Raw genomic sequence first — 23,486 nt, 5'->3', positions numbered from 1 at the left:
GGGAGAGTAGGTCGTCGCCGGTTTTTTTTACTACACACATCAAAAGCCCGTCTCAACATAGACGGGCTTTTGTGGTTGTGGTAGTTTGGTATTCTCGAGCGCGGTTTGTCGTGGTCACTGAGCAACGTTTTGTTAGCCTGCTTTAGTAACAGCCGACTCTTTCTTCCCGGCCTTTACTGTCTGTAAAATAATGTAAAACCCCAATATGAAGAATGCTTCTGAAAAAACCTTCAGTGGTTCTTCTGCAAGGGAAAGGTAAGACTGGATAGTACTGGCTGAATGATGATCCCATATTAAATAAAGAATGTCATGTCTGTTAGTGATTACATCTAATGTGACCATACCAAAGAGAAGAGCAAAGCCAAATATGAAAAATGGAAAGGCTTCGCGATAGATTTTCCATTCATTGCGATAAACAAAAAGCACACCTATCCCTAACAGTCCGTATAGACCAACGAGGATGTCGTCGATGCGATCGGTAACAGCAGTTTCTTCTATACCAAAGACACGATGAATCAGAAAATCTATGTTTTCATGAATCGTAAAGACTTCATCCGCAGCCAAAAATATAAACCCGATAGCTATAATCTTCCAGATCAAAGAGGGGTTTTTCCAACGAGAATACCAATTTATTAATAAAACGATGCCAAACGTCGCTAAAAGTTGAAGGAAGGAATATATGGTGACAAATTTACCTTCATCGAAATGATTGACTCCGCTTCTTCTATTTATCTCAAGAGCGGCAATAACTACTACCGAATTTAGTATCAGAACTAAAAATAACAGCTTTCTTGCATTCATAAATCAGCTACCCGTTAATCTGGTTCATTATTACAACACTGTGCTCGCCTGCTACATTACTGCCAGAATATTATATGCTTTTATAGTGTCTTGTCAGCAATATACAGCATAAACGTCTCATGCCAGTCTCAATATATCCAACAATCTAAAATCATAATCATAATTGGATTCCTGGAGCTGAATTTGGATGCTAACTGCTGTTTAACCTGTTTAACAGTCACGAGCCGGTGTGCTATACGTGTGTGGTTGTTTTTTGATGCAGAGGTATATTTTGTTGTGAACGTCCCCTTTCTTTCCTTTGGGTTCAGCGGGGCGAGTGTGTAGCATGTTCATGGAGCTTGTGCTATCTTGGCAGGCAAGGGTGACCGGTAGTAGTGTACTTTCGTCTTTTATTACATCAATCCGAGAGATGAAAAAATCGATGAAGGACAGTTAAATAGTAAAAAACTGAGGATCAAACAATGCAATTTCCACTTCATTACCCCTTGACAGTATCGTTTAAAATTTTTGCTTTAGCTCCTCAACTGTCTATCGTAGATGCAAAGGGTAATTTAATCGTTTATGTAAAACAAAAGTTGTTCAAACTTAAAGAAGCTGTAATCGTATTCAAGGATGAACAACAGAGTAAGCCTATATTCAATTTGAAAGCGGATCGTGTTATTGATTTCTCGGCACAATACCATTTTACTGACCAAGAAGGGAAATCCGTAGGATCGGTGAGGAGGCAAGGTATGAAGTCTCTTTGGAAAGCTCATTATGAAATATTCGGTGGTCAGACAGGTTCGATGAGTATCCAAGAAAAAAATCCTTGGGTGAAGTTGATGGATGGACTGTTAGGGGAGATACCAGTAATTGGAATCTTATCAGCGTACTTGTTTCATCCAGTCTATGCGATATCTCGTATGGATGGACACGTTGTAATGAGAGTGAAAAAACAACCGGCTTTTTTTGAAAGAAAATTTACAATAGACAAAACCGGTGAGATGATTGTTGACGAAGAGAAAAGAGCCATACTGAGTTTAATCATGATGGTCTTATTGGAACGTTGCAGAGGTTAAGCAGCATAAGGTCAACCAATACAGTTCAACTCAATGTGGGAGTCATGGTTTTTCTTGACGCTGTAGCTAACGTGTTCCACTGTTTTTTTTAAGTGAATTTCGTGTTGTTTTTGCTGCTTTTCCTATCCCCTCTAAGGTATAATCGGATAATATCCCCTATGGGGTATATATTGAAAATATACCTTTTAGGGTATGTTTTCTATACACAACCTATTCCAGATTCATGAAAAGTCAGGCGGTACGGACAACTATGCAGCTTGCACGGCTGCTTAACGGACAAAGAAAAGAGAAGGGGCTTTCTCAGAAAAAGGCAGCAGCGAAAGTCGGTATGGTTCCAAAGACTATTTCTGCGCTTGAGAACCATCCGGAAGGCAAGCAGCATTGAAAGTTTGTTCAAATTGCTTTCCGCGCTCGATCTTGAAATCGTTCTGCAACCGAAGTTGCACGTTGAAGACGGGGCGCTCTGGTAATGGGGCGCAAGACGATAACGCGCAAACTCGATGTGCTGATGAACGGCGAGATGGTGGGAGAATGGACACTGACTTCTGCTGGATCCCATGAATTTGCCTATGCTGATACATAGGCTGCGTCGTCTTTTTCTCGTCCGTTATCTCTTTCTCTACCGATACGTAAAAAGAAATATACCGGTGACAGCGTATACTTTTTTTTCGACAATCTTTTGCCCAACAGCGATGCTATTCGAAAACGGATACGAGACCGGTTCGCTACCGGTTCGATCGATGCGTTTCAGCTTCTTGCCGAAATCGGCAGGGACTGTGTGGGAGCCATACAGTTGCTTCCTTCGGGAGTCGTATCTGCACTGGTTCATAAAATTTTCGCTGAACCGGTAACCAATCAGGGTCTTGAGCAGGCAGCAAAAAGGCTGTCTTGAATCCCCCAGCAGCCATTAGTGCTGCGTCGGTGCTTCAAAATGACATTCTACCTGATATCCATAGGCCCCAAGCCCTGGCAGGATACGATTTGTGTTTGGGTTCAGGGGAGCAATTTAGTTGCTAAAGGTTGCAATAAGAAATTAAAGGAGAGAGATCATGTCAAAGACAAAAGGCGTCAAGTTAGACGACACTTACCGAGAAGCGGCTTGCAGTACTGGCTCGTATCCGCGACAGGTCGCCTCACTGGCTCATGTGCAAGGCTATCGAAACATTCTTGGATTGTGAAGAAAAATACGAGCAGGAAAAACGTGAGGATATGGAGCGTTGTGAACGGTATCAACTGACAGGCTATGCAGTATCCCATAAGAAGGCTGTTGAGTGGATCGAAAATCTGGCGCAAGGCAAGGTGAAGGCTTGCTACAAGTAAATTGACTTCCGGAGGCACTGGGTGATGTCGAGTGGCTTCATGCGTTTTCGTATGTAAAAAAAACAGATGCAGTAGCACAAGCAGTAAGGATTATTCTGGACGGTGCAGGTCTCTTGAAATCAATACCCGAGGTTGGCCGCCCTATGGACGATAACACGGGTAGGCGTGAACTGGTTATCTCGTTCGGGGCTGGTTTGTTCTTCGCTAACGATACCGTTGTTATTATTCGCGTTTGGCACAGCAAAGAAAACAGACTGTAGAACCAGTCTGAAGCCTCTCTCAGTGTCCTGATATCTGCCGGTTCAAAAGTCATGAATCGATACTGCTGTTGGTATTTGGTTTCGGAATTTTTTACCGTCCTTATCTTAGCGGATGATTCCGCCATGCAACCATTCCTTCATGCCATAGACATGGATATGGTGGAATTGATCCACGTGAGCACTCTGAAGGAGTGGCTGGACTTGTCAGCAAGAGCATCGGCTCATACGTTTCGAACCGCATCGCTTTGCGTCACTGTCTGAAACGACGGTCATGCTTAGCTTATGGAGAGTCAATGATTACATTTCGTTAAGTTACACCGATGTGGCTCCCTCACCGTTATAACAAGCCGATAAGATAGAGGATTCAAATGAAGGATATCATCAATACGGAGTACTACTTGTCGATTCGGTCTAAAATGATAAGAGAGTTCAGCGCGATGTACAAAGGTGCCAGAAAGGAGCTGTCTTTACATTTCAATGAAGGTAAGATAGATTACCTACAGCAGGAAAGTCAGTCTGATTATGAAAAACTTTTCGAAGAACTACCATATATAGGAGGAAGAAAAAATGCGGACACAATAAATCTGATCATGGGGGCGATTGCGCTTTCCATAATACGTCCGCTTGAGCGAGAAAAGCTAACCGACCGTCAAATCGGTAAAGTTATTTACGAGGCTTTTAATGGATACTTCGAGGCCAGACCGAATATCATCAATCGAATAGTAGGATACATAGCGACATCGAAATTTTATGCTGGAAAAATGAAAAAACAGATTGAGTTGAGTTCTCGGAGAAAATACGAAGATGACTTTGTTTCAGAGTATGTCGAATCAGAGGGAAGGGATTTTGATTTTGGATACAATTATGTTGAGTGTGCGATTCATAAGCTGTTTAAAACATATAAAGTTGAAAGATTTCTGAAATATGTATGCCTGGGAGATTATGTGATGTTCAGGTCGTTTGGTATAGGTTTTACTCGTACTCAGACCATTGCAAATGGAGCTTCCTTTTGCGATTTTCGATTTAGGCGCAGGGGTGAAACTTATAGTGGTTGGCCGCCTGACGATCTCCCTGAATGGAGCGAAACGTAATAAGACATTATCCTTTGTTTTTCATTAACAAACAGCCGCACCGCTGATTTAAGCGTTTTGGCTTGAATGTAATGAAGTATCATGATTGAAGATGTGGTTGTCGAACCGATGACAGAGGAATTCATCTTGTGGCGTTGTCTTCATGGCGGACCACTTTCGCGCGACACCATCGACCAGTGGTCATCCGGCGATAAAACGCCATGGAAGCGCTATCGCGACCGCAACACTGCCTTTTTGGTGAAGCTTACCAGAACTTATGGAGCTTGTGCTATCCTGGCACGCGATGGTGACCGGATTGTAGGGCACCTTCGTTTCTATCCCAAATCTGTCTGTTGCAAGGAAGGTGCAGGAGGCCTTTGCCTTCAGCAGGATTTTCCGGCAAGTCCGGCTGAAGGCTTTTCCGACAGCGACTTTCTGGAACCTGCACAGATAGAAGACAGGACGCTTGTCGTGCATTGTCTTATGACGGGAAGCCCTCAGCAGAAAGAGAATCCCTACCAGCGGAAAGGCATCGGCACATGCATGGTAAATGCCTTGATTGAGTGGGCCAAAGTAAATGGTTGGGAACGAATCGAGGCGGGCTCTTTTGAGGATCTTCCCATCATCTACGATATTACAGGCAGTGCCGGACATACATTCTGGGAGAAAATGGGATTTCGCCTTGTTGATCGGCACCCTCACCCGGATTTGCAGGATCGTAGCCGGTTCGGTGAGTTCATCAAGGCGCTCGAAGAGCAGGCCAAGTCTATCGGGATTCCTCCTGAGCGGGCGACCGACCGACTCGTGATGTGTCTTGACCTGACATGAGCCTGATGGCCGACATGTCATTTGAGAGGGACCACTCGTAACGAAAAAGAAATAAAGCATGCACTCAATACGAAAAGATATGCAAGAATTCCATGAACAACTCAGGAATGGAGCTATACAACGGGCCTACAGAGCATTGCTTTCTTACATGATGGAGTTGCGAATACATTTCAAGAACAAGTACCCGGATTCTTCCGTATCCGCCCTATATCAAGGATACATGGATATGACGTACTTTGCCGTTTCCCCACCGTCACTCAAGCAGCGTGACTTGAAGATTGCAATTGTCTTCAACTATGAAGCTTTCCGTTTTGAAGCTTGGCTCTCGGGTAGAAACAGGGATGTCAATCGGAAATACTGGGAGACGTTCAAAGACCGAAAATGGCCCGCATACCGCGTTGTCACACCTGCCAAAGGTGTGGATTCGATTGTTGAGTGCGATCTCGCCCAAGGTTTTGACCTCAGTGACTCGGATGCCTTAACGGCAAGCATCGAGACTGGTACGAATACGTTCATCAAAGACATTGAGGGGATTCTTACCTGATATAAATTTCTGTATCAAAAGAGCGATGAGATAATGAAAATATCTGTCTGTTCAAACCGGCCAATTCTTTCATCATGCGGTTTGAAAGACCTGGACTATCAGGTCGATACCTACGTTGGGTGTGAACATTACTGTTATTACTGCTATGCTCTTGCTCAAGCTGAAACTGACTGGTCAAAGGAAATCCTCGTACACAAAGATATCGTCAAGCAATTGAGCGGAGAAATTGACAAGGTATCACCTCAGCCAATTTATATGGGCTACCATACTGATCCTTACCAACCCTGCGAGGTTCAATATCGCCAAACCAGAAAGGTCTTGGAGTTACTCAAAGAAAAGGGGTTTTCAGCAAGTATTCTTACCAAGTCTGATCTGGTTGTTCGTGATATTGATATTCTAAAGGAAATGAAAAGCGCCGTTGTCAGTGTTTCGGTGGCATTTAATGATAACCGAATACGCAAGCTCTTTGAAGCGAATACCATAGCCACCGAGAAAAGAATCGAAGCTCTCCGTCAACTAAAAAAGGCAGGTGTAAAAACAGGAGCCCTAATCTGTCCGGTTATTCCTTACATAACGGATACATTTCACTTGATTGATATGGTGGAACCATATACTGAAGTGATCTGGATATACGGGCTTAGTATAAATGATCGTTCAGGTCAAAATTGGCTGAATGTTCGAAAGATTTTAAGCAGTCATTTTCCTGATTTGGTAGAGCAGATTGAACCAACATTATTCTCAAAAGACCATATGTATTGGAGACAGCTTGGAGATGGCTTGAGAGCGCTAAAACAGAATCGGCAATTGGATTTGGAAATTCATTTGTAGGAATTTTGCAATTACAAAAGTCCGTTTTTCAAGGATGGGCTTTTGGCGTTTGTGGTTCTCCCCTGCTTGTCGGGAATCCAGACGATCGCTTAAAGACGAAGCTGCCAAGCTGAATATTGGAGGGGCGGAATTACTTTTTATTTTGGTTTTAGTAGTTGTTCTCCTCTGCAAGTACTGATGCAAAAGATCCATGAACGTTGATCCCGAAACACGCTATTCAAACCATTCAGTGGTGACGTAATTCGCAAAAATGGTACAACTAACAAGATGTTGCGTTTGGACTGCAATTCACCTAAACTTTGGTTTATCGCTTAGCTTGGCATGAGGTTTCTTAAAAAATATCAATGCATAAAAAAAGATCTCTGTTAAGGAAAATATTTCTCTGGGTTAGTGCAACTTTACTGGCTCTTTTACTGACTATTATCGGTTTAGGGTTTTGGCTGTCTCCAGGGGAGCTTAATTTTGATTCTCCATATCATCCATTCAAAACAGAGCAAGCAAAAGAGGAATATTTAAAGCTATATGACGAGAGAGCAAAGAAATGGCCCGTTATATCAACAACTAAAATGGTAAATACATCTTATGGTCAAACGTTTGTAAGAATCAGTGGCCCAGATAGAGCCGCTCCATTAGTTTTGATGCATGGTGCAGGTGGTAACTCTCTGCAGTGGATGCCTAATGTTGAATCACTATCGAAACATTACAGAGTCTATACAGTCGACAATGTGTATGATAATGGCCGAAGCATTCCTGTCAAAATCATGGCAGATGCCAATGATTATGTAAGTTGGCTAAATGAGCTTTTTGATGCATTAGGATTCCACGATCGGGTCAATATGGTGGGTTTATCTTACGGCGGATGGATAACAGCCCAATATGCACTAAAATTCCCTAACCGTCTCGATAAAATTGTTTTATTGGCGCCAGTCGGTACGGTTGTGCAACTGTCACCAGAGTGGATCGTCCGGGCAATTTCTGTTGCTATACCTCTTAAGTTCTTTTCTCGAAATTTCGTTTACTGGTTAGCAGAAGACGCTGTTCACTCTGGTAAAAAAAGTCGAGCCTTAATCGAAGAACACGTTGATGAAACATTTATGGCTGTGCGGAGTTTTAAACCAAAACGGATGGTAAATCCCTGCGTATTGACTGATGAAGAATTGCAGAGTATCAGAATACCCACTCTATTTATGGTTGGTGAAAACGAAAAGATATATTCACCTCATGAAGTTCTTGAACGGTTGAACAGGGTGGCTCCGCAAATTCAAACCAAACTGATTATGAACGCGGGGCATGATTTAACGATAGTGCAGGCAGAGACGGTTAACAGCTTGATAACAGAGTTCCTAAATCAATCGCAAGGAATTCCATGAAACCTAACAAGGCAAATTCACTCGGACGTTAAAAAGCACTACGCCTTCGCCGCTTTGTTTATCGCCGTATTGCCGCCCGGTGATTTTACGACGTTAGCTGCCGAATACCAGTATGAGAGATATGGGCAGGAAATGAATCATTCTATTACTTCAAAGCAACTACTGATTCGTCGATTTGAGCGAGACGATGCCGAAGATTTTGTCAGCTTCATGACAGATCCTGAATCCACCAGGTTTCTGACTTTCGGCGAAGAGCAGAAAAGCCGCGAAGGAGTCAAAGAACTTCTCGATGTCACCATAGCGTCCTACGATTCCGAAGCACCACTGATGGCTTTCGCAGTCGAACATCAGGAAAGCAGGCAGTTTATCGGGTTCTGCGGTTTGACTCCACGTGAGGAAGGTACGGTGGAAATCATGTATGCAGTGATGCCAAATGAACGTGGAAAAAGATATGCAACCGAGATCGCGGCAACGTTAGCGAAGTATGCCGTCAATCAACTCGGTTATCGGCAAGTGATAGCGCCGGTCTCTCCTGAGCACGAAGTTTCGAAAACTGTAGCGTTGAAGGCTGGTTTCAGAGACCATGGAATCAGTCAAAACCCTGGTTCTTCAGAGATTGTGCACCTGTTCGTATTTGACGGGAATAGTTGACAAAGCGTTAGTCACCAGAGGATTTGAAATAATGAAAAAAGCACTGCAGCTTCTGTTTGTCGTGTCGCCACTGCTCTCGGCACTACTTTACAGTTCCACGGGCAGAATCGATCTGCCCTATGGGGTGTATGCGGCATACTGCTTGCCAATCATTTTTTCGGTCTCGTGGTTTTCTGGAGGCTGCGCCTCTATATTGCAAGTGTCTTGACCTATCTGGTCTTTACGGGCTCGGATATAGGCAGAATGCAATGTTGGGAGGAATTCCTGTTGCAATAAGGCCTACGGGCGGCATCTTTCTCCTGGCCTCGTTGTCCTTTGTTAATTGGGCCATGTTCACAAATCAGTTCTTCTCAACTCGTGCGCCTTCAGGAGGATAGAGGCCAGTATGTCGTCACTACCGGTCCGTACCGCTTTGTTTGTCATCCCGGTTATCGGGGTCTGGATAGGGTTTTCGGTAATGGTTGGCTCGTGGATTGCTTTGTTGAGCACCACAATATCGTCTGTGGTCATGATTGTAAGGGCTATTCGTGAAGACCGCTTCCTGCAAGACCAGCTCACGGGTTATGAAGAATATTGCCGTAAGGTTAAATGGCGGTTGATGCCGTATGTGTGGTGACGATACTTATTGCTCAATGCAACTGCCTGGCGATATTGGGTGCTCAGAATTCTTTTGTATTATGCGATAAGTCGTTGTTCATAAAACATCAGGAAACGAGATGACTATAAAAGAAATAGAGAAGAAAACTTTGGCCCTTAATGCTTTGGACAAAATCCATTTGGTTGAGAAGCTTCTCTCCAGCCTGGATAAGCCCGATCCGGAAATCGAGCAGGCCTGGATAAAGGAAGCCGAAGAACGGTTTGCCGCCTATGAAAAAGGTGAACTGAAAGCTATCCCTCTTGAGAAGGTGCTGAGAGACATTAAACGCAAATGAATGTATACTTTTCCGCTCTCGCTCAAAAGGAATTACAGGAAGCAGTTTCTTATTACGACGAAATATCCCCTGTATTAGGTGATGAACTTTTGCGAGAAGTTGAGCAGGCCAAGAGCAACATCCTTTCGTTTCCTTTTGCATGGTCATCTGCCGGAAAAGAACAGCGAAAATATGTGCTCCCACGGTTTCCTTATCTGATCATATATAAAGTCTATTGTGACCGCGTTGTTGTTGCTGCTTTCGCTCATCAACACCGACTTCCAGAGGATTACATCAATAGAAAATAAGCACTTGTAGTTTGTTCATCAAGTGGAGAAAAAGCAAGCTCCAAGGAACAACAACATGAGAGTAAAATATTTTTCAGATAACGACATAACTCATATTGAGTTCACTGATAATGAGGCATAGGAGACAAAAGAAATCAGTGAAAACATCTATATCGATATTGATGAGAAAGGAACCTTGTCAGTATGACAATTGAACATGCAATGACGAATGCGATGCTCTCCGAGTTTTCTCTTCAGGAAGTCACATCTAAATCAGCCTGATTTTGTACATGGAGGTTCGGCAGTTCCATTAAAGAAAAAAAGCCGCCCTGAATTTCCAGAGGCGGCTTTTTTAATGCATAGGTGTTTTTTTCACGAACCTCATCCGAGGTCGAAGCAGTCGAGGTTCATGACCTTGTTTCATGCGGCGACGAAGTCGTGCACAAACTTTTCCTGTGCGTCGTCGCTTCCGTAGACTTCCGCGATGGTGCGGAGCCGGGAGTATGAGCCGAAGACGAGGTCGCCAAACGGGACGACCTGTTCAGTGTGGTCGGACTGAAAAATTCAATTACATCGCCCGTTCCGAATTTCACGAAGAACGGCACTTAAACTCATGGAAAACGTTCCTGCTGTGCGAAAAAAACGTCGAGTCGGTCAAGGAGGCAAGCCGCAAGAACGACCGGGTGTCGCTGTTTCTCTAACGGGGAGGTTATACCTCAATTCTCAATTGCGTAAGCTCTTTCACATCCCAAAGACCCAGTGACTTGTCTCTAAAAACACCATCCATTTCTGTGCAATTCTCATTAAGAATTATCTTAGGTTCCGGAAAATTGAACGGCGTCTTCTGAAAATTCACAGGACGCCAGCCACCTGTAACGATGTCCTTGTTTGTTTTTTCTTCAGGAAATGTCGTTGTCATAAAGAACCTAGAGCCGCTTCGTAGAATATTGATTAGTGCTTTATGAATATCAGATATCGAAAAGTGCACCAAACAGTCGCGGCAGAAAACCAAATCCATAGGTCTTTGAACATCTTCAAGTAGATTGAAATGAACAAAAGATATGTTGTTGCTTCTATGCTTCTGATTGTTACCGGAGATGATCGAATGGACAATATCCCCTCCTAAATAAACGTTATCAGAAAGATCAATTCTCTGAAACCAGTTAAAGTCACCGCAAGGGACATCAAAGATGGAGGTTATCTTCAGGCTCTTGATGATTTTAGGGACTTCTTCAATTATTGTTTTTGTTTGCAGCAATGTTGAGCCGATGCCAGAGACTGACCCGTCGGCTTTCCAAATATTTGCCTTCTCAATTTCAGTAAATACTTGTTCAGCAGATCTTCCCGCAAACTTTCTTCCGTCCGAATAGTCAAATAGGTCTGAACGATCCATGTATTACATACTCCAATTCATATTCTGGTCTGGTATACCATTATTTTATTATCAGCATCACAGATTTCGATATGTCCTGCAAACAATATACAGCGTAGACACATTTCGCCAGATCAAAACTTCTGCGTTCTACCAGCCCGAGTGTAGGTTCTGAGGCAAAAAAAGCCGCCCCGGTATTCTGGAGGCGGCTGTTTTTATTGAGGTCTCGTTTCCCGTTACCTTAGCAGAGGTCGAAGCGGTCGAGGTTCATGACCTTGTTCCATGCGGCCACGAAGTCATGCACGAACTTTTCCTGTGCGTCGTCGCTTCCGTAGACTTCCGAAATAGTGCGGAGCCGGGAGTTCGAGCCGAAAATGAGATCGGCACGGGTGGCAGTCCACCTTGGTTCACCGGTTTTGCGGTCACGGCCCTCGAACGTCTCATGCTCTTTCGAGACAGGTTTCCACTCCGTGCCCATGTCAAGCAGGTTGACGAAGAAATCATTGGTGAGTTTTTCCGGCCGTTTGGTGAAGACACCTTGCTGTGATTGTTCGAAATTGACGTTCAGCACCCGCAGGCCGCCGACGAGCACGGTCATCTCCGGTGCCGTGAGTGTCAGCAACTGAGCGCGGTCGACGAGCATTTCCTCTGCGGAGACGCTGTATTTCTTTTTCATGTAATTGCGGAACCCGTCAGCCAATGGTTCGAGAACCGAGAACGAGTCCGCGTCGGTCTGCTCCTGCAAGGCATCCGTGCGGCCCGGTGTGAAGGGAACGGTCACATCGTTACCGCTAAGTCTGGCAGCTTCTTCGATGCCTGCGCACCCTCCCAGCACGATCAAGTCGGCGAGCGAAACTTTCTTGCCGCCAGACTGTTCTCCGTTGAAGACATCATGGATTTCCTCGAGTTTCTGCAGCACCCGTTGCAGTTGCTCGGGCTGATTGACTTTCCAGTCTTTCTGCGGAGCGAGCCGGATGCGCGCGCCGTTTGCCCCACCGCGCTTGTCGGAACCGCGGAACGTCGAAGCTGAAGCCCAAGCCGTTGTGACCAGTTCTGAAATTGTCAGGCCGGAGGCAAGGAGCCGTTTCTTGAGCTCCGTGATCTCCCCTTCGCCGATCAGCTCATGATCGACAGCGGGAACCGGGTCTTGCCAGATCAAATCCTCCGCAGGGACTTCCGCGCCGAGATAGCGTGATTTCGGGCCCATGTCACGGTGTGTCAGTTTGAACCACGCCCGGGCGAAGGCGTCCGCGAACTGGTCCGGATGCTCGTAGAATCGCTGTGAAATCGGCCCGTAGATCGGATCCATGCGCATCGCCAGGTCTGCGGTGGTCATCATGGTCGGAACACGTTTCGATGGATCGTGGGCGGCCGGTGCGAGATCCTCTTCGGCCACATCTTTCGGCTTCCATTGCCATGCTCCCGCGGGGCTTTTCGTCAGTTCCCACTCGTATTTGAAGAGCATGCCGAGATAACCCATATCCCAATGAATCGGGTCGGGTGTCCATGCCCCCTCCAGTCCGCTGGTCATGGTCTCGTCCCCCTTGCCGCTGCCGTAGTCGCTTTTCCAGCCGAGCCCTTGTTCCTCTATTCCGGCGGCCTCGGGTTCGGGGCCTAACAGCTTCGGGTCACCGACGCCGTGACATTTGCCGAAGGTGTGACCACCGGCCACGAGTGCCACGGTCTCCTCGTCATTCATGGCCATGCGTGCGAAGGTTTCGCGAATGTCCTTGCCGGCAGCAATGGGATCCGGTTTGCCGTCGGGCCCTTCGGGATTGACGTAGATCAGCCCCATCTGCACTGCAGCCAAGGGATTTTCAAGGTCTCGTTCCCCGCTATAGCGAGTGTTGCCGAGCCACTCGACCTCTTTGCCCCAGTAAATATCCTCTTCAGGTTCCCAAATGTCCACACGTCCACCGCCGAACCCGAAGGTTTTGAACCCCATCGACTCCAGCGCACAGTTGCCCGCAAGGATCATGAGGTCAGCCCAGGATAGTTTCCGTCCATACTTCTGCTTTATCGGCCAGAGCAGTCGGCGCGCCTTATCGAGGTTCGCGTTGTCGGGCCAGCTATTGAGCGGTGCGAAGCGCTGATTGCCGGTGCCTCCCCCGCCGCGCCCGTCGCCGGTTCGATAAGTGCCCGCGCTGTGCCACGCCATGCGGATGAATAGCCCGCCATAATGACCATAGTCAGCGGGCCACCACTCCTGCGAATCGGTCATCAGTGCATAGAGGTCTTGTTTGACGGCTGCAAGGTCAAGTGTTTTGAACGCTTCGGGGTACCTGAACGCTTCATCCAGGGGATTACCCAGGGAAGAGTGCTGATGAAGCATATCGAGATTGAGCTGGTTCGGCCACCAGTCCCGATTCGATGTGCCACTTCCGGCTATCTGTTTGTCTGACATGCCCGTAACCGGGCATTTACTTTGTTCATTCATACCGTTTCCCCCTTCTTTTTTCTGAACGTTTACAAGGTACTTCTATGAATAAATAGTGCTACGCGCATTACTTCTGGTACTGCATAGAATTTCCGATTATTCGATAATCGGAATCATTATTAATAACAGGATAAGAAAACCACCCTCTCTTTTCAAGGGGAATTCAGCTTTTTTCTTTGCATTCAGGGCAGGTTCCGAAAAAGTCTATCCGATGCCCTGCAATATCGAAATCTGTCGAATGCTGGATTTGCTCGTCGATTTCAGGAAACAGATACGCTTCGAAATCAACGATTTTGCCGCATTTTCGGCAGATAAGGTGGTAATGCGGTTTGGTTTTGGCCTCGAACCGGTCAAAGGTGCTGCCGGCGTCTATTTTCTGTGCAAGGCCCTGGTCGATAAGAATCGCGAGATTTCTATAGACCGTACCAAGGCTTAGTTTGGGAAACTCCGGCTTGAGCTTATCGTACAGCCACGTGGCTGTTGGGTGGCATTCGGTAGAGCGAAGAACTTCCAGAATACGTTCCCTCTGCCGGCTGTTTCGGTAATGCTTTGCCGAAAGTTTCTGCTTCACGGATCAAATCTATTCGTAAACGGTTATTCTTTCGGCAATGTACTATTTTCATGTCTTTGTAAAAAAGGTTCTGCCTTCCGGAAGCATTTCTGCTATCAATGATCCTTGATCCATTCAACAAGTTTTTCCCTGATCTCATCGCGAACTCGCCTGAAAACATCGAGTTTTTCTTCATCTGTTCCTGTTGCTTCGGCTGGATCGTCGAACGGCCAGTAGAAGCGGTTTTCCTCACTAAGGAGTCCGGGCCAGATTCTCGGGCAGGTTTCGTTTGCTTTACTGCACACTACGATGAGATAGTGGATGAATGTTTTGCCGAGATATTCCTCCAGGCCTTTAGGGTGCTGGCCGCTTATGTCTATATCGACCTCTTGCATGACCTGTACCGCCACGGGATGAATCTCGTCCCGGGCTTCCATGCCGGCGCTGAGCGGTTCGAACCGGTCACCGGCCATATCGCGTAATAATCCTTCTGCCATCTGGCTGCGAGCGGAGTTGCCGGTACAGAGGAAAAGCACTTTTTGTTTTTTGTCCATAATCATGATTTTTGCCGGACGATATGTGCCGGTTTGTTGATAATTATGTGTACCTGAAAAAGGTAGCTGTTTCAACGGGTGCGTTATTGCTTGCTTTGCAAAGGTTTTACATTGTAGACACTTATGGCCTTTCGAAAACCGTCAGGAATAATATATTTGGTTTATTGTTTCATTATCGTAAATTTACGATAAACTATGATATCTTACAATGCGGAGGACGGACAAACACATAGATTACAGTGAAGAAGAGCTGGAAATGGCGCAATTTGCCAAAGCGCTCGGGCATCCTGTCAGAATAAAAATACTGATGCTGCTCGAGAGCCAATCCTGTTGTTTTACCGGTGAGATGACTGCCATGATTCCTCTGGCCCAGTCTACGGTTTCCCAGCATCTCAAGGCGCTCCATGAAGTGGGGCTCATTCAGGGTGAGATCAGTCCGCCAAGGGTGAAATATTGCATCAACAGGAAAAATTGGGCAAAAGCGCGGAATCTGTTCGGAAAGTTTTTTGCTGAAAAGAGAGCAGTCTCGCCTTGAGTGAGGGTGTAGCGGAATGAATTGACGGATAGCAAAATTTTTTTATAACAATTATCGCCTATTTGCGATATGCGATGCAAAATGAAGAGTTACGATGAAAAAACACATTAAAGTACTTGGTTCTGGTTGTGCGACCTGTAAGCAGCTTGAGTCGCTTGTCCGTGAGGTTGTCGTCGAGTCAGGCATTGAGGCGACAGTTGAAAAAGTTGAGGATATTCAGCAGATCATGTCCTACAACGTTCTTTCAACTCCCGTTCTTGTTGTTGACGAGGTGGTCAAATGTTCGGGGCGTATACCCTCACGAGAAGAGATCGAGGGGTACCTCTAAAAACTTATTGTGCGCCCAAATTGCTGCGTTATCCCGACCTGTCGGGATCGAAATTCTCATGTCCCGACAAGTCGGGACACTCCGGTTTTGAAGTTTATCCCGATAGAATCGGGACTCATGACACCTTTTAGAGGTACCTTTACGATTTGTTTGGATGATAGCAAGAGATGCTGAGCAATTTTTGAAGTATACATATCGGGATTATGAAGCAAAGAGAAAAAGGATCGCAACAGGGAGGCCAAACAGGAATGTGGCTGAGGTATGCCGTTGTTTCTGTGGGTTTGTTGTCTCTGTACAACAATCTCGAGTTGTTGGCTGAACTCATAATCGGGATTCTGGGATTAAGCCGTGACAATCATTTTGGCGAGGCGTTCTACTTTTTTATCTATGAGGTGCCGAAAGTGTTGCTCCTGCTTGTTGGGGTTGTTTTTGTCATGGGTATTGTGCACACCTTTGTCTCTCCTGAAAAGACAAGGTCGCTACTTTCCGGTAAAGCGACTGGGGTGGGCAATGTTATGGCGGCGGGGCTCGGTGTTGTGACGCCGTTCTGCTCATGTTCTGCAGTGCCTCTTTTTATCGGTTTCCTGCAGGCGGGCGTTCCGCTTGGGGTGACGTTTTCATTTCTGATTGCGGCACCGATGGTCAATGAGGTGGCGCTTGCCTTGCTGTTCGGGATGTTCGGCTGGAAAATTGCCCTGACTTATATGACCATGGGGCTTGGCATTGCGATTATGGCCGGGATGGTTATCGGGAAACTCGGTTTGGAAAATCAACTTGAAGAGTGGGTCAGGAAGATGTTGAACAGCACTGTTGCAGCGAATGCAAAGGGATCGGATATTTCCTGGCCTGAACGATTCGGTGAGGGTCTCGATCATGTTCGATCGATCGTCGGAAAAGTCTGGCTTTATATTGTCGTGGGAGTAGGTGTCGGCGCCGGCATCCACGGGTATGTACCCGAAAACTTCATGGCTGAACTGATGGGTGAAAGCGCATGGTGGTCAGTACCTGCCGCGGTGCTGCTGGGTGTTCCCATGTACTCGAATGCTGCAGGTATCCTGCCTGTTGTGCAGGCGCTTTTGGGCAAAGGAGCTGCGCTTGGAACTGCCATGGCGTTCATGATGAGTGTCATCGCTTTATCGGCTCCTGAAATGATTATCTTGCGCAAAGTCCTCAAGCCACGTTTGATTGCGGTTTTTGCGGGTGTTGTCGCTGCAGGGATCGTGCTGGTGGGGTATGTGTTTAATCTGGTGCTTTAGCTCTCATAAAAAGATTCTCAGCTTACAGGAACAGTTCGGCTGGATCGATTGCAAGGAAATCCTGCCACGGGATTCCGGAGTTGCCGACCAGGAGGACTTTTTCAGGATTGTACCGCTGTTTGAAAGCCTCGATACCGGATGTGTATCGGGTACTACCTGACTTTACCTCGAGGCCAATGACCTTGCTCTTATGCACGAGAATAAAATCGACCTCATGGTTACCGTGTCGCCAGTAGTTGAGCTGGTATCCCGTGGATAACGAATGATTGAGCAAATGGGCTCCGATTGCAGATTCTACCCAGCGTCCCCATTCGGCGGGTTTTTCGACAATATCATTGAAAGTGCTCTCCTGCTGGGCACTGATCAAGGCTGTATTATGGACCTGGAACTTAGGGCTCGAAGCTCTTCTCCGAACAATTTCCGGACTGTATTTTTCAAGTCCGCCGAGGAGTCCTGCTGTATCGAGAAGTTGCAGATAGTGCGCAAGGGTTGTCGTGTTTCCTGCGTCCTGAAGCTGTCCCATGATTTTAGTGTAGGACAGTATCTGGCCTGAATAATGGCACCCGAGCTCGAACAATCGTTTCATCAAGGCTGGTTTGTCGACACGGTTGAGCATGAGGATATCCCTTGAAATACTGCTTTCTATCAGTGAGTCCTTTATGTAGCGAGACCACCGTTCTTCATCGCCGATCAGGGCTGCTGCTCCAGGGTATCCCCCGAACCAGACATACTCTTCGGGTGTCAAACCGAACGCCTGTTTCATCTCCGAATATGACCAGTGTCCGAGATAGATTGTTTCAAAGCGCCCGGCAAGCGATTCGCTCAGTCCTTCCTGGAGCAGGAGCCTCGATGATCCGAGCAAAACCACTTTCAGGTTGAGGTTGTTTGCACTGTCGTTGTCCCACTCCCGCTTAACGGTTTCACTCCAGTTGCTGATTTTCTGTATTTCATCGATAATCAGGATCGCCTCTTTCCGCGGAGACCGTCGTAGTGCGATTCGAGTAGCTTCCCACTGTTGAGAAATCCATGCCGACTGTCCTACAGAAACATTGTCTGCCGTGGTAAAATGAGTGGTTTGTTTTGTCGCTTGCATGAATTGCTGGGCAAGCGTTGTTTTACCCACCTGCCGGGGTCCATGAATGACCTGGATAAACCGGCGCGGTTCTGCATCCAGGCGCTTTTCAAGAAGGGCTTTTTGCTGTCTTTCTATAAGCACTGCTGCTATTTTTGCTTTTGCTGTTGAGTAAATTTAATCAATTTATTGAGTAAATGAAATGGTGCAGGAAGGTACCAATGACAGCGAAAGATGAAGTCTTCATGGTGTCATGTTGCGTTGCTTTTTTGTTTACAGCTGGGTTTGTGCGACGGTTTTTCGGAAACGGGTAAGCGCTATGAGGAAAAATACCGTTCCGATGAGGCTTATGACGGCAAACTGTTTCCAGACCACGCTGATTCCGGCCCCGCGATACATGATCGCTTTTGAAAAATTGACAAAGTGGGTCGTTGGGGAGATGAGCATGATGTTCTGGACAATTTCAGGCATGCTTTCCCGTGGTGTGACTCCCCCCGAGAGCAGTTGCATCGGCAGGATGACAAGAATGATCAGCAAACCGAACTGAGGCATGGACCTGGCGATGGTTCCCAGAAAAATACCGATGGATGTCGTTGAAAAAAGATGGAGCATCGCACCGATCATGAAGAGTGTGATCGAGCCGGCGATAGGTACCTGGAAAAGACCCTTGACAACCAGAAACAAAGAGAGCATTGCGCTGGCAAGAACCACTATGCCGTTGGCCCAGACTTTTGCTCCCATGATTTCCAACGGGGTGAGTGGCATGACGAGCAGGTGTTCGATGGTGCCCCGTTCCCGTTCCCTGATCAAAGCTGCCCCTGTGAGAATGATGGAGAGAATGGTGATGTTTGTCATGATTTCCATGACGCTGCCGAACCAGATCCCGTTGAGGTTCGGGTTGAAACGTACTTTGACGGCAAGATCGATGGGCAGAGGTGTCGATGTTCTGTATCCTCGAACAAACTCCAGCACCTCCCCGTTGATGATACTGCTGATATAGCTCGATCCGATAAATGCTTGTGTCATCCGGGTTGCGTCGACGTTGACCTGTATTTCCGGAAGTTTTCCCGCGAGTACGTCGTGCTGGAACTCAGGTGGAATAACAAGCACGAAGGTGTAGAGCCCTTCATCCATACCGGGATCGATTTCCTGCTGTGAAATATGTTCGGGATGTTTGAAATGTGGAGGGTAAAACGCATCGATGATACGCTCCGACAGTGGTGAACGGTCGTTATCCACAAACGCTATGGGGGCGTTGTGCAGTTCACGGGACTGTGCTCCGGCAGCTACATAAATGCCGACGGTGAACATGAAAAGGATGAGCCCGAGCATAATTTTGTCGCTCCAGAGACTTCTCAGTTCTTTGATGCCCAAGTGCCAGATGTTTCTTGCCGTGTGTCGTTTCATTTTTTCACTCCCCCTGTTTTTTGAGCAGGATAAGACTCAGGCCTGTAAACACCGGGATAAAGGCGCAAAGAGCGGCAATATAGCCGTACAGGTCTCCCATGCCGAGTTCTTTGGTGAAACATCCTCTCGAGATATAGAGAAAATAGGTTGTCGGGTAGATGTTGCCGAGAAATGCGCTGGCCCCGTCGAGGGAGGATACCGGATCGGTCAGGCCACAGAAGCGGACGGCGGGTATCAAGGTTGCGAATGCCGTTACCGCGAGGGCCGCAAGTTGTGTGCGGGTAAAGGAAGACATCAGGAGTCCGAAACCGGTTGTGACGATGACATACAGCAGGGCGCTGAACGTCAATGTCGCAAAGCTTCCCCTGACGGGAACGTCGAACACCGTGACGGAGAGCACGACAAGCGTAAAGAAGCTGATCATTCCGATGGCAATGTAAGGAATCTGCTTGCCGAGCAGGAACTCCAGGCGTGTTACCGGTGTGACATAGAGGTTGGTGATCGAACCGAGCTCTTTTTCACGCACGATACCAAGGGCCATGAGGATAGCGGGGATAAAGATCAGCAACAGTGGGATGACGGCCGGAACCATTGCTGTCAAACTTTCGAAATCCTGGTTGTAACGATACCTGACCTTGAGCGACACCGGGGCAAAGGTCGGTTTATCGCCATAGGTCCTTACTGCAAGGTCGGAAAGGTAATGGGAGTGGAGGCCATAGATGTAGCCCCTGATGGTTTCACCATGAAAAGGCATCGAGCCGTCGATGAGAGCCATGATCTCCGTGTTTCTTCCCCGTTTGAGGTCTTTTCCGAAATCGGGGGGAATTTCGAACACGGCTTGCAGTTCGCCGTTCTGGAGACGGCGCTCTATGTCGTCGGCCGATACAAGCGGTGGGTGCTCGGTGAAGTAGACCGAGCTGCCCATACTTGCGATGTAGTCCCGGCTTTCCGGGCTGTTGTCCCGGTCAAGAACAGCGAAAGGAGTGTCTTTTATATCGAACGTTATACCGTAGCCGAGGATCAGCATCAAAATAACCGATCCAAGTAATGCGAAAGCCAGGCGTACAGGGTCGCGTATTATTTCGAGAGACTCTCTGTACATGTAGCCGTACATTCTTCTCGGACTGAAGATGATGTTTTTCGTCTCGGCTTGGGGGGAAACTGACAGCTTCTCCGACGGCGTAGCCGATATGCCGTCGGAGTGCTCTTCACCGGCGGCCTGACGGAGATACCCGATAAAGGCGTCTTCCAGGTTTGCAGCCTTGCTGGAGCGGACAAGTTCATCCGGTGCTCCGATCGCAAGGACTTTTCCAGCGTGCATAAGTGATATGCGGTCGCAGCGTTCCCCTTCGTTCATGAAGTGGGTGGAAATAAATATGGTGACTCCCTGATTACGGGAAAGGTCGATGAGAATTTCCCAGAACTGGTCTCTGGCCAGCGGGTCGACACCGGACGTTGGTTCGTCGAGGATGAGGAGTTCAGGATCATGGACTACGGCTACGGCAAGTGAAAGACGCTGCCGTATTCCCATGGGTAAATCGGTGGCAAGCTTTGTTCTATAGGATTCCAGTGAAAAGCGCTCGGTCAGCTCGTCTACCCTTGAGGCAATGCGTTCCTCAGGAAGATGAAAGAGGCGTGCATGCATCGTGAGGTTCTGCTCGACAGTGAGTTCACCGTAGAGAGAAAAAGACTGGGACATGTAGCCGACTCGCTTTCTTGTTGCCAGATCGAATGCGTCGATGCGCCGGCCAAACAATGTTGCACTGCCTTCGCTGGATGGAAGAAGGCCGGTCAGCATTTTCATGGTTGTGGTTTTGCCGCAACCGTTTGAACCGAGAAAACCGAAAATCTCGCCCTGTCCAATGGAGAAACTGACGTGGTCGACAGCAGTGAAGTCGCCAAACCGTTTGGTCAGGCCGTCGGCCTCGATCGCGGTGGTTTTTTGTTCTCGAGTGTATGGAGGGATGACAAGAGATGAGTGGTCTCCTCGTTTCTCGGTAGGAAGAAGCTCGATAAATGCATCCTCGAGGTTGTCTTTTCCCGCTCGCTTTCTCAATTCACCTGGAGTTCCTTGCGAAAGGATATGCCCGCTATCCATCGCAGCGAGCCAGTCAAAACGTTCGGCTTCCTGCATGTATGCAGTTGCCACAATGACACTGATTGCCTTTCGGTTCCGTATACGGGCGATCAGTTCCCAGAATTGCTGCCGGGAAAGAGGGTCTACACCTGTTGTCGGCTCATCGAGGATCAAAAGATCCGGTTCATGAATCAGCGAGCAGCACAGACCCAGCTTCTGTTTCATGCCCCCCGATAGTTTGCCTGCGGGCCGGTTGCTGAACGGCAGCAATCCGGTACTTTCGAGCACTTCCTCTATCTGGGTACGTCTCTTGTTCGCCGGGAGGCCGAAAAGCCTGCCGAAAAAATCGACGTTTTCATGGACTGTAAGCGTGAGGTAGAGGTTTTTTCCCAGTCCTTGAGGCATGTAGGCGATTCGAGGTGATACCGAACGGCGAAATCCCGAATCTCCGATATCCCCACCCAGTACACTGATTGCTCCACTCTGTATTTTGGTTGCGCCGGCTACAAGACCGAGCAATGTGGATTTTCCTACACCATCAGGTCCAATAAGGCCAGCCATGCATCCCGCGGGGATATCGAGCGTGATCTCATCGAGAGCCCGGGTATCTCCATAGTGGTGGGAGACTTGTTCGAACCGGGCGATAGCGCTGTATTCGGCAGTCATTTGTTCATCTGAATCTGCAGGCTTTCCGGCCATTGTTCGTCGTTATCCAGCTTGACATATGCCATGCCTGGCAGTCCTGCTTTCAACGGAATATCCTTATACTGACTGCTTGCGGTATCGAGCCTCACCTTGATGCGGAACATGAGTTTTTCCCGTTCGGTTTTTGTCTCGACCTCTTTGGGTGTGAACTGGGCTTCGGGTGACACGAATGAAACGGTAGCCGGGAGGGGCTGTTCCGGAAGGGCATCGAGAACGATACGGGCTTCAGATCCTATGGCGGTCTTTCCTGCCTGAGCTGTCGGCAGGAAGATAGTCATATAGGTATCGTTCAGATCGAGAACGGTAAGCGCTTTGCTTCCGGCTCCGAGCACTTCGCCGGGTTCCGCCAGTTTGTAAAGCACCCTTCCGTTTACAGGTGTCTTGAGAAAGCTGTCGTCGATCGTGGTTTGAACTCTTTCGATATTTGCTCGTGCAGCTGCCATTGCGGCGTCGCTTTCCGCAACCATAGCTTGTGCAGCCTGAAGTGCGGCGGTTGCCGACTGCAGTCGGGTCGTTTGGCTGTCCATGTCCTGTTTTGAGATAACGTCGGCTTGAAACAGCTTTTGCGATCGGGAAAAATCTTTGCTGGCCAGATTTCTTTCGCTGTTGCGTTGTGAAACGAGAGCTTTGGCCTGTTTTTTTGATTCTTTTGCACGGTCGAGATTTGCTTCAGCCTCATGAAGCAGTGATTCGAGCTCCGTTATTTCCATGATGGCAAGAGTCTGTCCTGCTGTTACCATGTCGCCCTCATCGACCAGGACATGCTCCAGCTTTCCCGCGTGTTTGGTTGCGATATCATATTCGATTGCTTCCAGCCTGCCATTGCCGAAAGCGATAGATTCTGGTAATGCCGGTTGTCGCAACACCAGCAGCAGCAGTATAATCACAAGAACGGCAGCTACAGCAGCACCTGCTATCATTATCCAGCGTTTGGCGGGTTCATTGTTCATTGTTACAGTGCTTTTATTCTCACGAAAAATTTTTGTCATATATTAATAATCAAATTTAGTCATTTGAGCAAAAAGTTTTCTGGAAGAGGGTGTCGTGTAACCAGGCAGGCTGCATTTTCGAGTACTGTGATGATGCAATGATGGAACTATTGTAAGGTCAGGCCTGTTAGATAAAAACCCTCTGTCGAAAAAAAGAGAAAAAGAATGAAAAAAACTTTGGAACTTAAGGGGGGAGTCCCTACATTAAGAGCCCGTTGAAGGAAGCGGGCTGGTTCGAGAGAGCCAGATGTTCTGTACCAAGCATGAGAGAAGGGA

General features: G+C 47.5%; 25 protein-coding genes and 3 pseudogenes. 18 read left to right on the top strand and 10 right to left on the bottom strand.

The window, feature by feature from the left end; all coding sequences use genetic code 11:
• Positions 1-132 precede the first annotated feature (132 nt).
• Positions 133-801, bottom strand: a complete 669-nt coding sequence (locus CR164_RS12755) for a hypothetical protein (RefSeq protein WP_110024380.1) — start codon at positions 799-801, stop codon at positions 133-135.
• 461 nt (positions 802-1,262) lie between these two features.
• Here CR164_RS12755 and CR164_RS12750 point away from each other — a divergent pair, with 461 nt between their 5' ends.
• The 14 genes and pseudogenes from CR164_RS12750 to CR164_RS12690 all read left to right on the top strand — a co-directional run bounded on the left by CR164_RS12750 (position 1,263) and on the right by CR164_RS12690 (position 9,949).
• Complete coding sequence (locus tag CR164_RS12750) at positions 1,263-1,859, top strand: LURP-one-related family protein (RefSeq protein WP_110024379.1); 597 nt, start codon at positions 1,263-1,265, stop codon at positions 1,857-1,859.
• Between the two features lie 223 nt (positions 1,860-2,082).
• Positions 2,083-2,244, top strand: coding sequence for a helix-turn-helix domain-containing protein (locus tag CR164_RS13170; protein ID WP_204901819.1), 162 nt, complete (start codon positions 2,083-2,085; stop codon positions 2,242-2,244).
• 225 nt (positions 2,245-2,469) lie between these two features.
• Positions 2,470-2,751, top strand: a pseudogene (locus tag CR164_RS12740) (HipA N-terminal domain-containing protein); the annotation flags it as partial.
• A 275-nt stretch (positions 2,752-3,026) separates the two neighbouring features.
• Positions 3,027-3,179 carry a hypothetical protein gene (locus CR164_RS13280; protein ID WP_239994562.1) on the top strand — a complete coding sequence of 51 codons (153 nt, stop codon included), beginning with the start codon at positions 3,027-3,029 and terminating at the stop codon, positions 3,177-3,179.
• A 383-nt stretch (positions 3,180-3,562) separates the two neighbouring features.
• Entirely contained in the window at positions 3,563-3,700 is a 138-nt protein-coding gene (locus CR164_RS13050; RefSeq protein ID WP_153303698.1) for a hypothetical protein, read from the top strand.
• 107 nt (positions 3,701-3,807) lie between these two features.
• Entirely contained in the window at positions 3,808-4,530 is a 723-nt protein-coding gene (locus tag CR164_RS12725; protein WP_110024376.1) for an L-2-amino-thiazoline-4-carboxylic acid hydrolase, read from the top strand.
• A gap of 81 nt (positions 4,531-4,611) precedes the next feature.
• Positions 4,612-5,337 (top strand): GNAT family N-acetyltransferase, encoded by a 726-nt coding sequence (locus tag CR164_RS12720; protein WP_110024375.1) that lies wholly within the window; start codon positions 4,612-4,614, stop codon positions 5,335-5,337.
• 58 nt (positions 5,338-5,395) lie between these two features.
• Positions 5,396-5,881 (top strand): DUF7000 family protein, encoded by a 486-nt coding sequence (locus CR164_RS12715; protein WP_110024374.1) that lies wholly within the window; start codon positions 5,396-5,398, stop codon positions 5,879-5,881.
• Between the two features lie 33 nt (positions 5,882-5,914).
• On the top strand, positions 5,915-6,709 hold the full coding sequence (locus CR164_RS12710; RefSeq protein WP_110024373.1) for an SPL family radical SAM protein: 795 nt from the start codon (positions 5,915-5,917) through the stop codon (positions 6,707-6,709).
• Between the two features lie 344 nt (positions 6,710-7,053).
• Positions 7,054-8,079 (top strand): alpha/beta fold hydrolase, encoded by a 1,026-nt coding sequence (locus CR164_RS12705; RefSeq protein ID WP_110024372.1) that lies wholly within the window; start codon positions 7,054-7,056, stop codon positions 8,077-8,079.
• A 132-nt stretch (positions 8,080-8,211) separates the two neighbouring features.
• A complete protein-coding gene (locus tag CR164_RS12700) occupies positions 8,212-8,730 on the top strand; it encodes a GNAT family N-acetyltransferase (RefSeq protein ID WP_110024382.1) in 519 nt (172 codons plus the stop codon).
• Positions 8,731-9,115: 385 nt separating this feature from the next.
• Entirely contained in the window at positions 9,116-9,346 is a 231-nt protein-coding gene (locus CR164_RS12955; RefSeq protein WP_146204176.1) for a hypothetical protein, read from the top strand.
• A gap of 100 nt (positions 9,347-9,446) precedes the next feature.
• The gene (locus CR164_RS12695) at positions 9,447-9,662 is read left to right on the top strand and encodes an addiction module protein (protein ID WP_110024371.1); all 216 of its coding nucleotides are present in this window, start codon (positions 9,447-9,449) and stop codon (positions 9,660-9,662) included.
• On the top strand, positions 9,659-9,949 hold the full coding sequence (locus CR164_RS12690) for a type II toxin-antitoxin system RelE/ParE family toxin (protein ID WP_110024370.1): 291 nt from the start codon (positions 9,659-9,661) through the stop codon (positions 9,947-9,949). The genes CR164_RS12695 and CR164_RS12690 overlap by 4 nt, the downstream gene beginning before the upstream one ends.
• Before the next feature lie 399 nt (positions 9,950-10,348).
• Here CR164_RS12690 and CR164_RS13385 read toward each other — a convergent pair.
• A pseudogene (locus tag CR164_RS13385) lies at positions 10,349-10,450 on the bottom strand (catalase (peroxidase I)-like protein); the annotation flags it as partial.
• Here CR164_RS13385 and CR164_RS12675 point away from each other — a divergent pair.
• A pseudogene (locus tag CR164_RS12675) lies at positions 10,445-10,629 on the top strand (PHP domain-containing protein); the annotation flags it as partial. The pseudogenes CR164_RS13385 and CR164_RS12675 overlap by 6 nt on opposite strands.
• Before the next feature lie 8 nt (positions 10,630-10,637).
• Here CR164_RS12675 and CR164_RS12670 read toward each other — a convergent pair.
• The 4 genes from CR164_RS12670 to CR164_RS12655 all read right to left on the bottom strand — a co-directional run bounded on the left by CR164_RS12670 (position 10,638) and on the right by CR164_RS12655 (position 14,841).
• Complete coding sequence (locus CR164_RS12670; RefSeq protein ID WP_110024369.1) at positions 10,638-11,321, bottom strand: CheR family methyltransferase; 684 nt, start codon at positions 11,319-11,321, stop codon at positions 10,638-10,640.
• Between the two features lie 220 nt (positions 11,322-11,541).
• On the bottom strand, positions 11,542-13,737 hold the full coding sequence (katG, locus tag CR164_RS12665) for a catalase/peroxidase HPI (protein WP_110024368.1): 2,196 nt from the start codon (positions 13,735-13,737) through the stop codon (positions 11,542-11,544).
• A gap of 163 nt (positions 13,738-13,900) precedes the next feature.
• Positions 13,901-14,308, bottom strand: coding sequence for a Fur family transcriptional regulator (locus CR164_RS12660; RefSeq protein ID WP_110024367.1), 408 nt, complete (start codon positions 14,306-14,308; stop codon positions 13,901-13,903).
• Positions 14,309-14,403: 95 nt separating this feature from the next.
• Positions 14,404-14,841: an arsenate reductase ArsC gene (locus CR164_RS12655; protein ID WP_110024366.1), complete on the bottom strand. Its 438-nt coding sequence runs from the start codon at positions 14,839-14,841 to the stop codon at positions 14,404-14,406.
• Between the two features lie 208 nt (positions 14,842-15,049).
• On the opposite strand from CR164_RS12655, the gene CR164_RS12650 reads away from it, so the two are divergent.
• The 3 genes from CR164_RS12650 to CR164_RS12640 all read left to right on the top strand — a co-directional run bounded on the left by CR164_RS12650 (position 15,050) and on the right by CR164_RS12640 (position 16,960).
• Entirely contained in the window at positions 15,050-15,376 is a 327-nt protein-coding gene (locus CR164_RS12650) for an ArsR/SmtB family transcription factor (RefSeq protein WP_110024365.1), read from the top strand.
• Between the two features lie 94 nt (positions 15,377-15,470).
• Positions 15,471-15,704: a thioredoxin family protein gene (locus CR164_RS12645; protein WP_110024364.1), complete on the top strand. Its 234-nt coding sequence runs from the start codon at positions 15,471-15,473 to the stop codon at positions 15,702-15,704.
• A gap of 248 nt (positions 15,705-15,952) precedes the next feature.
• Positions 15,953-16,960, top strand: a complete 1,008-nt coding sequence (locus CR164_RS12640) for a permease (RefSeq protein WP_239994563.1) — start codon at positions 15,953-15,955, stop codon at positions 16,958-16,960.
• Positions 16,961-16,982: 22 nt separating this feature from the next.
• Here CR164_RS12640 and CR164_RS12635 read toward each other — a convergent pair whose 3' ends face one another.
• From CR164_RS12635 to CR164_RS12620, 4 genes are all read right to left on the bottom strand, one after another.
• Positions 16,983-18,176: an ATP-binding protein gene (locus CR164_RS12635; RefSeq protein WP_110024362.1), complete on the bottom strand. Its 1,194-nt coding sequence runs from the start codon at positions 18,174-18,176 to the stop codon at positions 16,983-16,985.
• Between the two features lie 129 nt (positions 18,177-18,305).
• A complete protein-coding gene (locus tag CR164_RS12630) occupies positions 18,306-19,439 on the bottom strand; it encodes an ABC transporter permease (RefSeq protein ID WP_110024361.1) in 1,134 nt (377 codons plus the stop codon).
• Positions 19,440-19,443: 4 nt separating this feature from the next.
• Complete coding sequence (gene rbbA, locus CR164_RS12625; RefSeq protein WP_110024381.1) at positions 19,444-22,182, bottom strand: ribosome-associated ATPase/putative transporter RbbA; 2,739 nt, start codon at positions 22,180-22,182, stop codon at positions 19,444-19,446.
• On the bottom strand, positions 22,179-23,171 hold the full coding sequence (locus tag CR164_RS12620) for an HlyD family secretion protein (RefSeq protein ID WP_110024360.1): 993 nt from the start codon (positions 23,169-23,171) through the stop codon (positions 22,179-22,181). The genes rbbA and CR164_RS12620 overlap by 4 nt, the downstream gene beginning before the upstream one ends.
• Positions 23,172-23,486: the final 315 nt, after the last annotated feature.

Source organism: Prosthecochloris marina, from assembly GCF_003182595.1.
In the GTDB taxonomy this organism is placed as follows: domain Bacteria; phylum Bacteroidota; class Chlorobiia; order Chlorobiales; family Chlorobiaceae; genus Prosthecochloris; species Prosthecochloris marina.
This window is presented reverse-complemented; position numbering and strand designations above follow the sequence as displayed.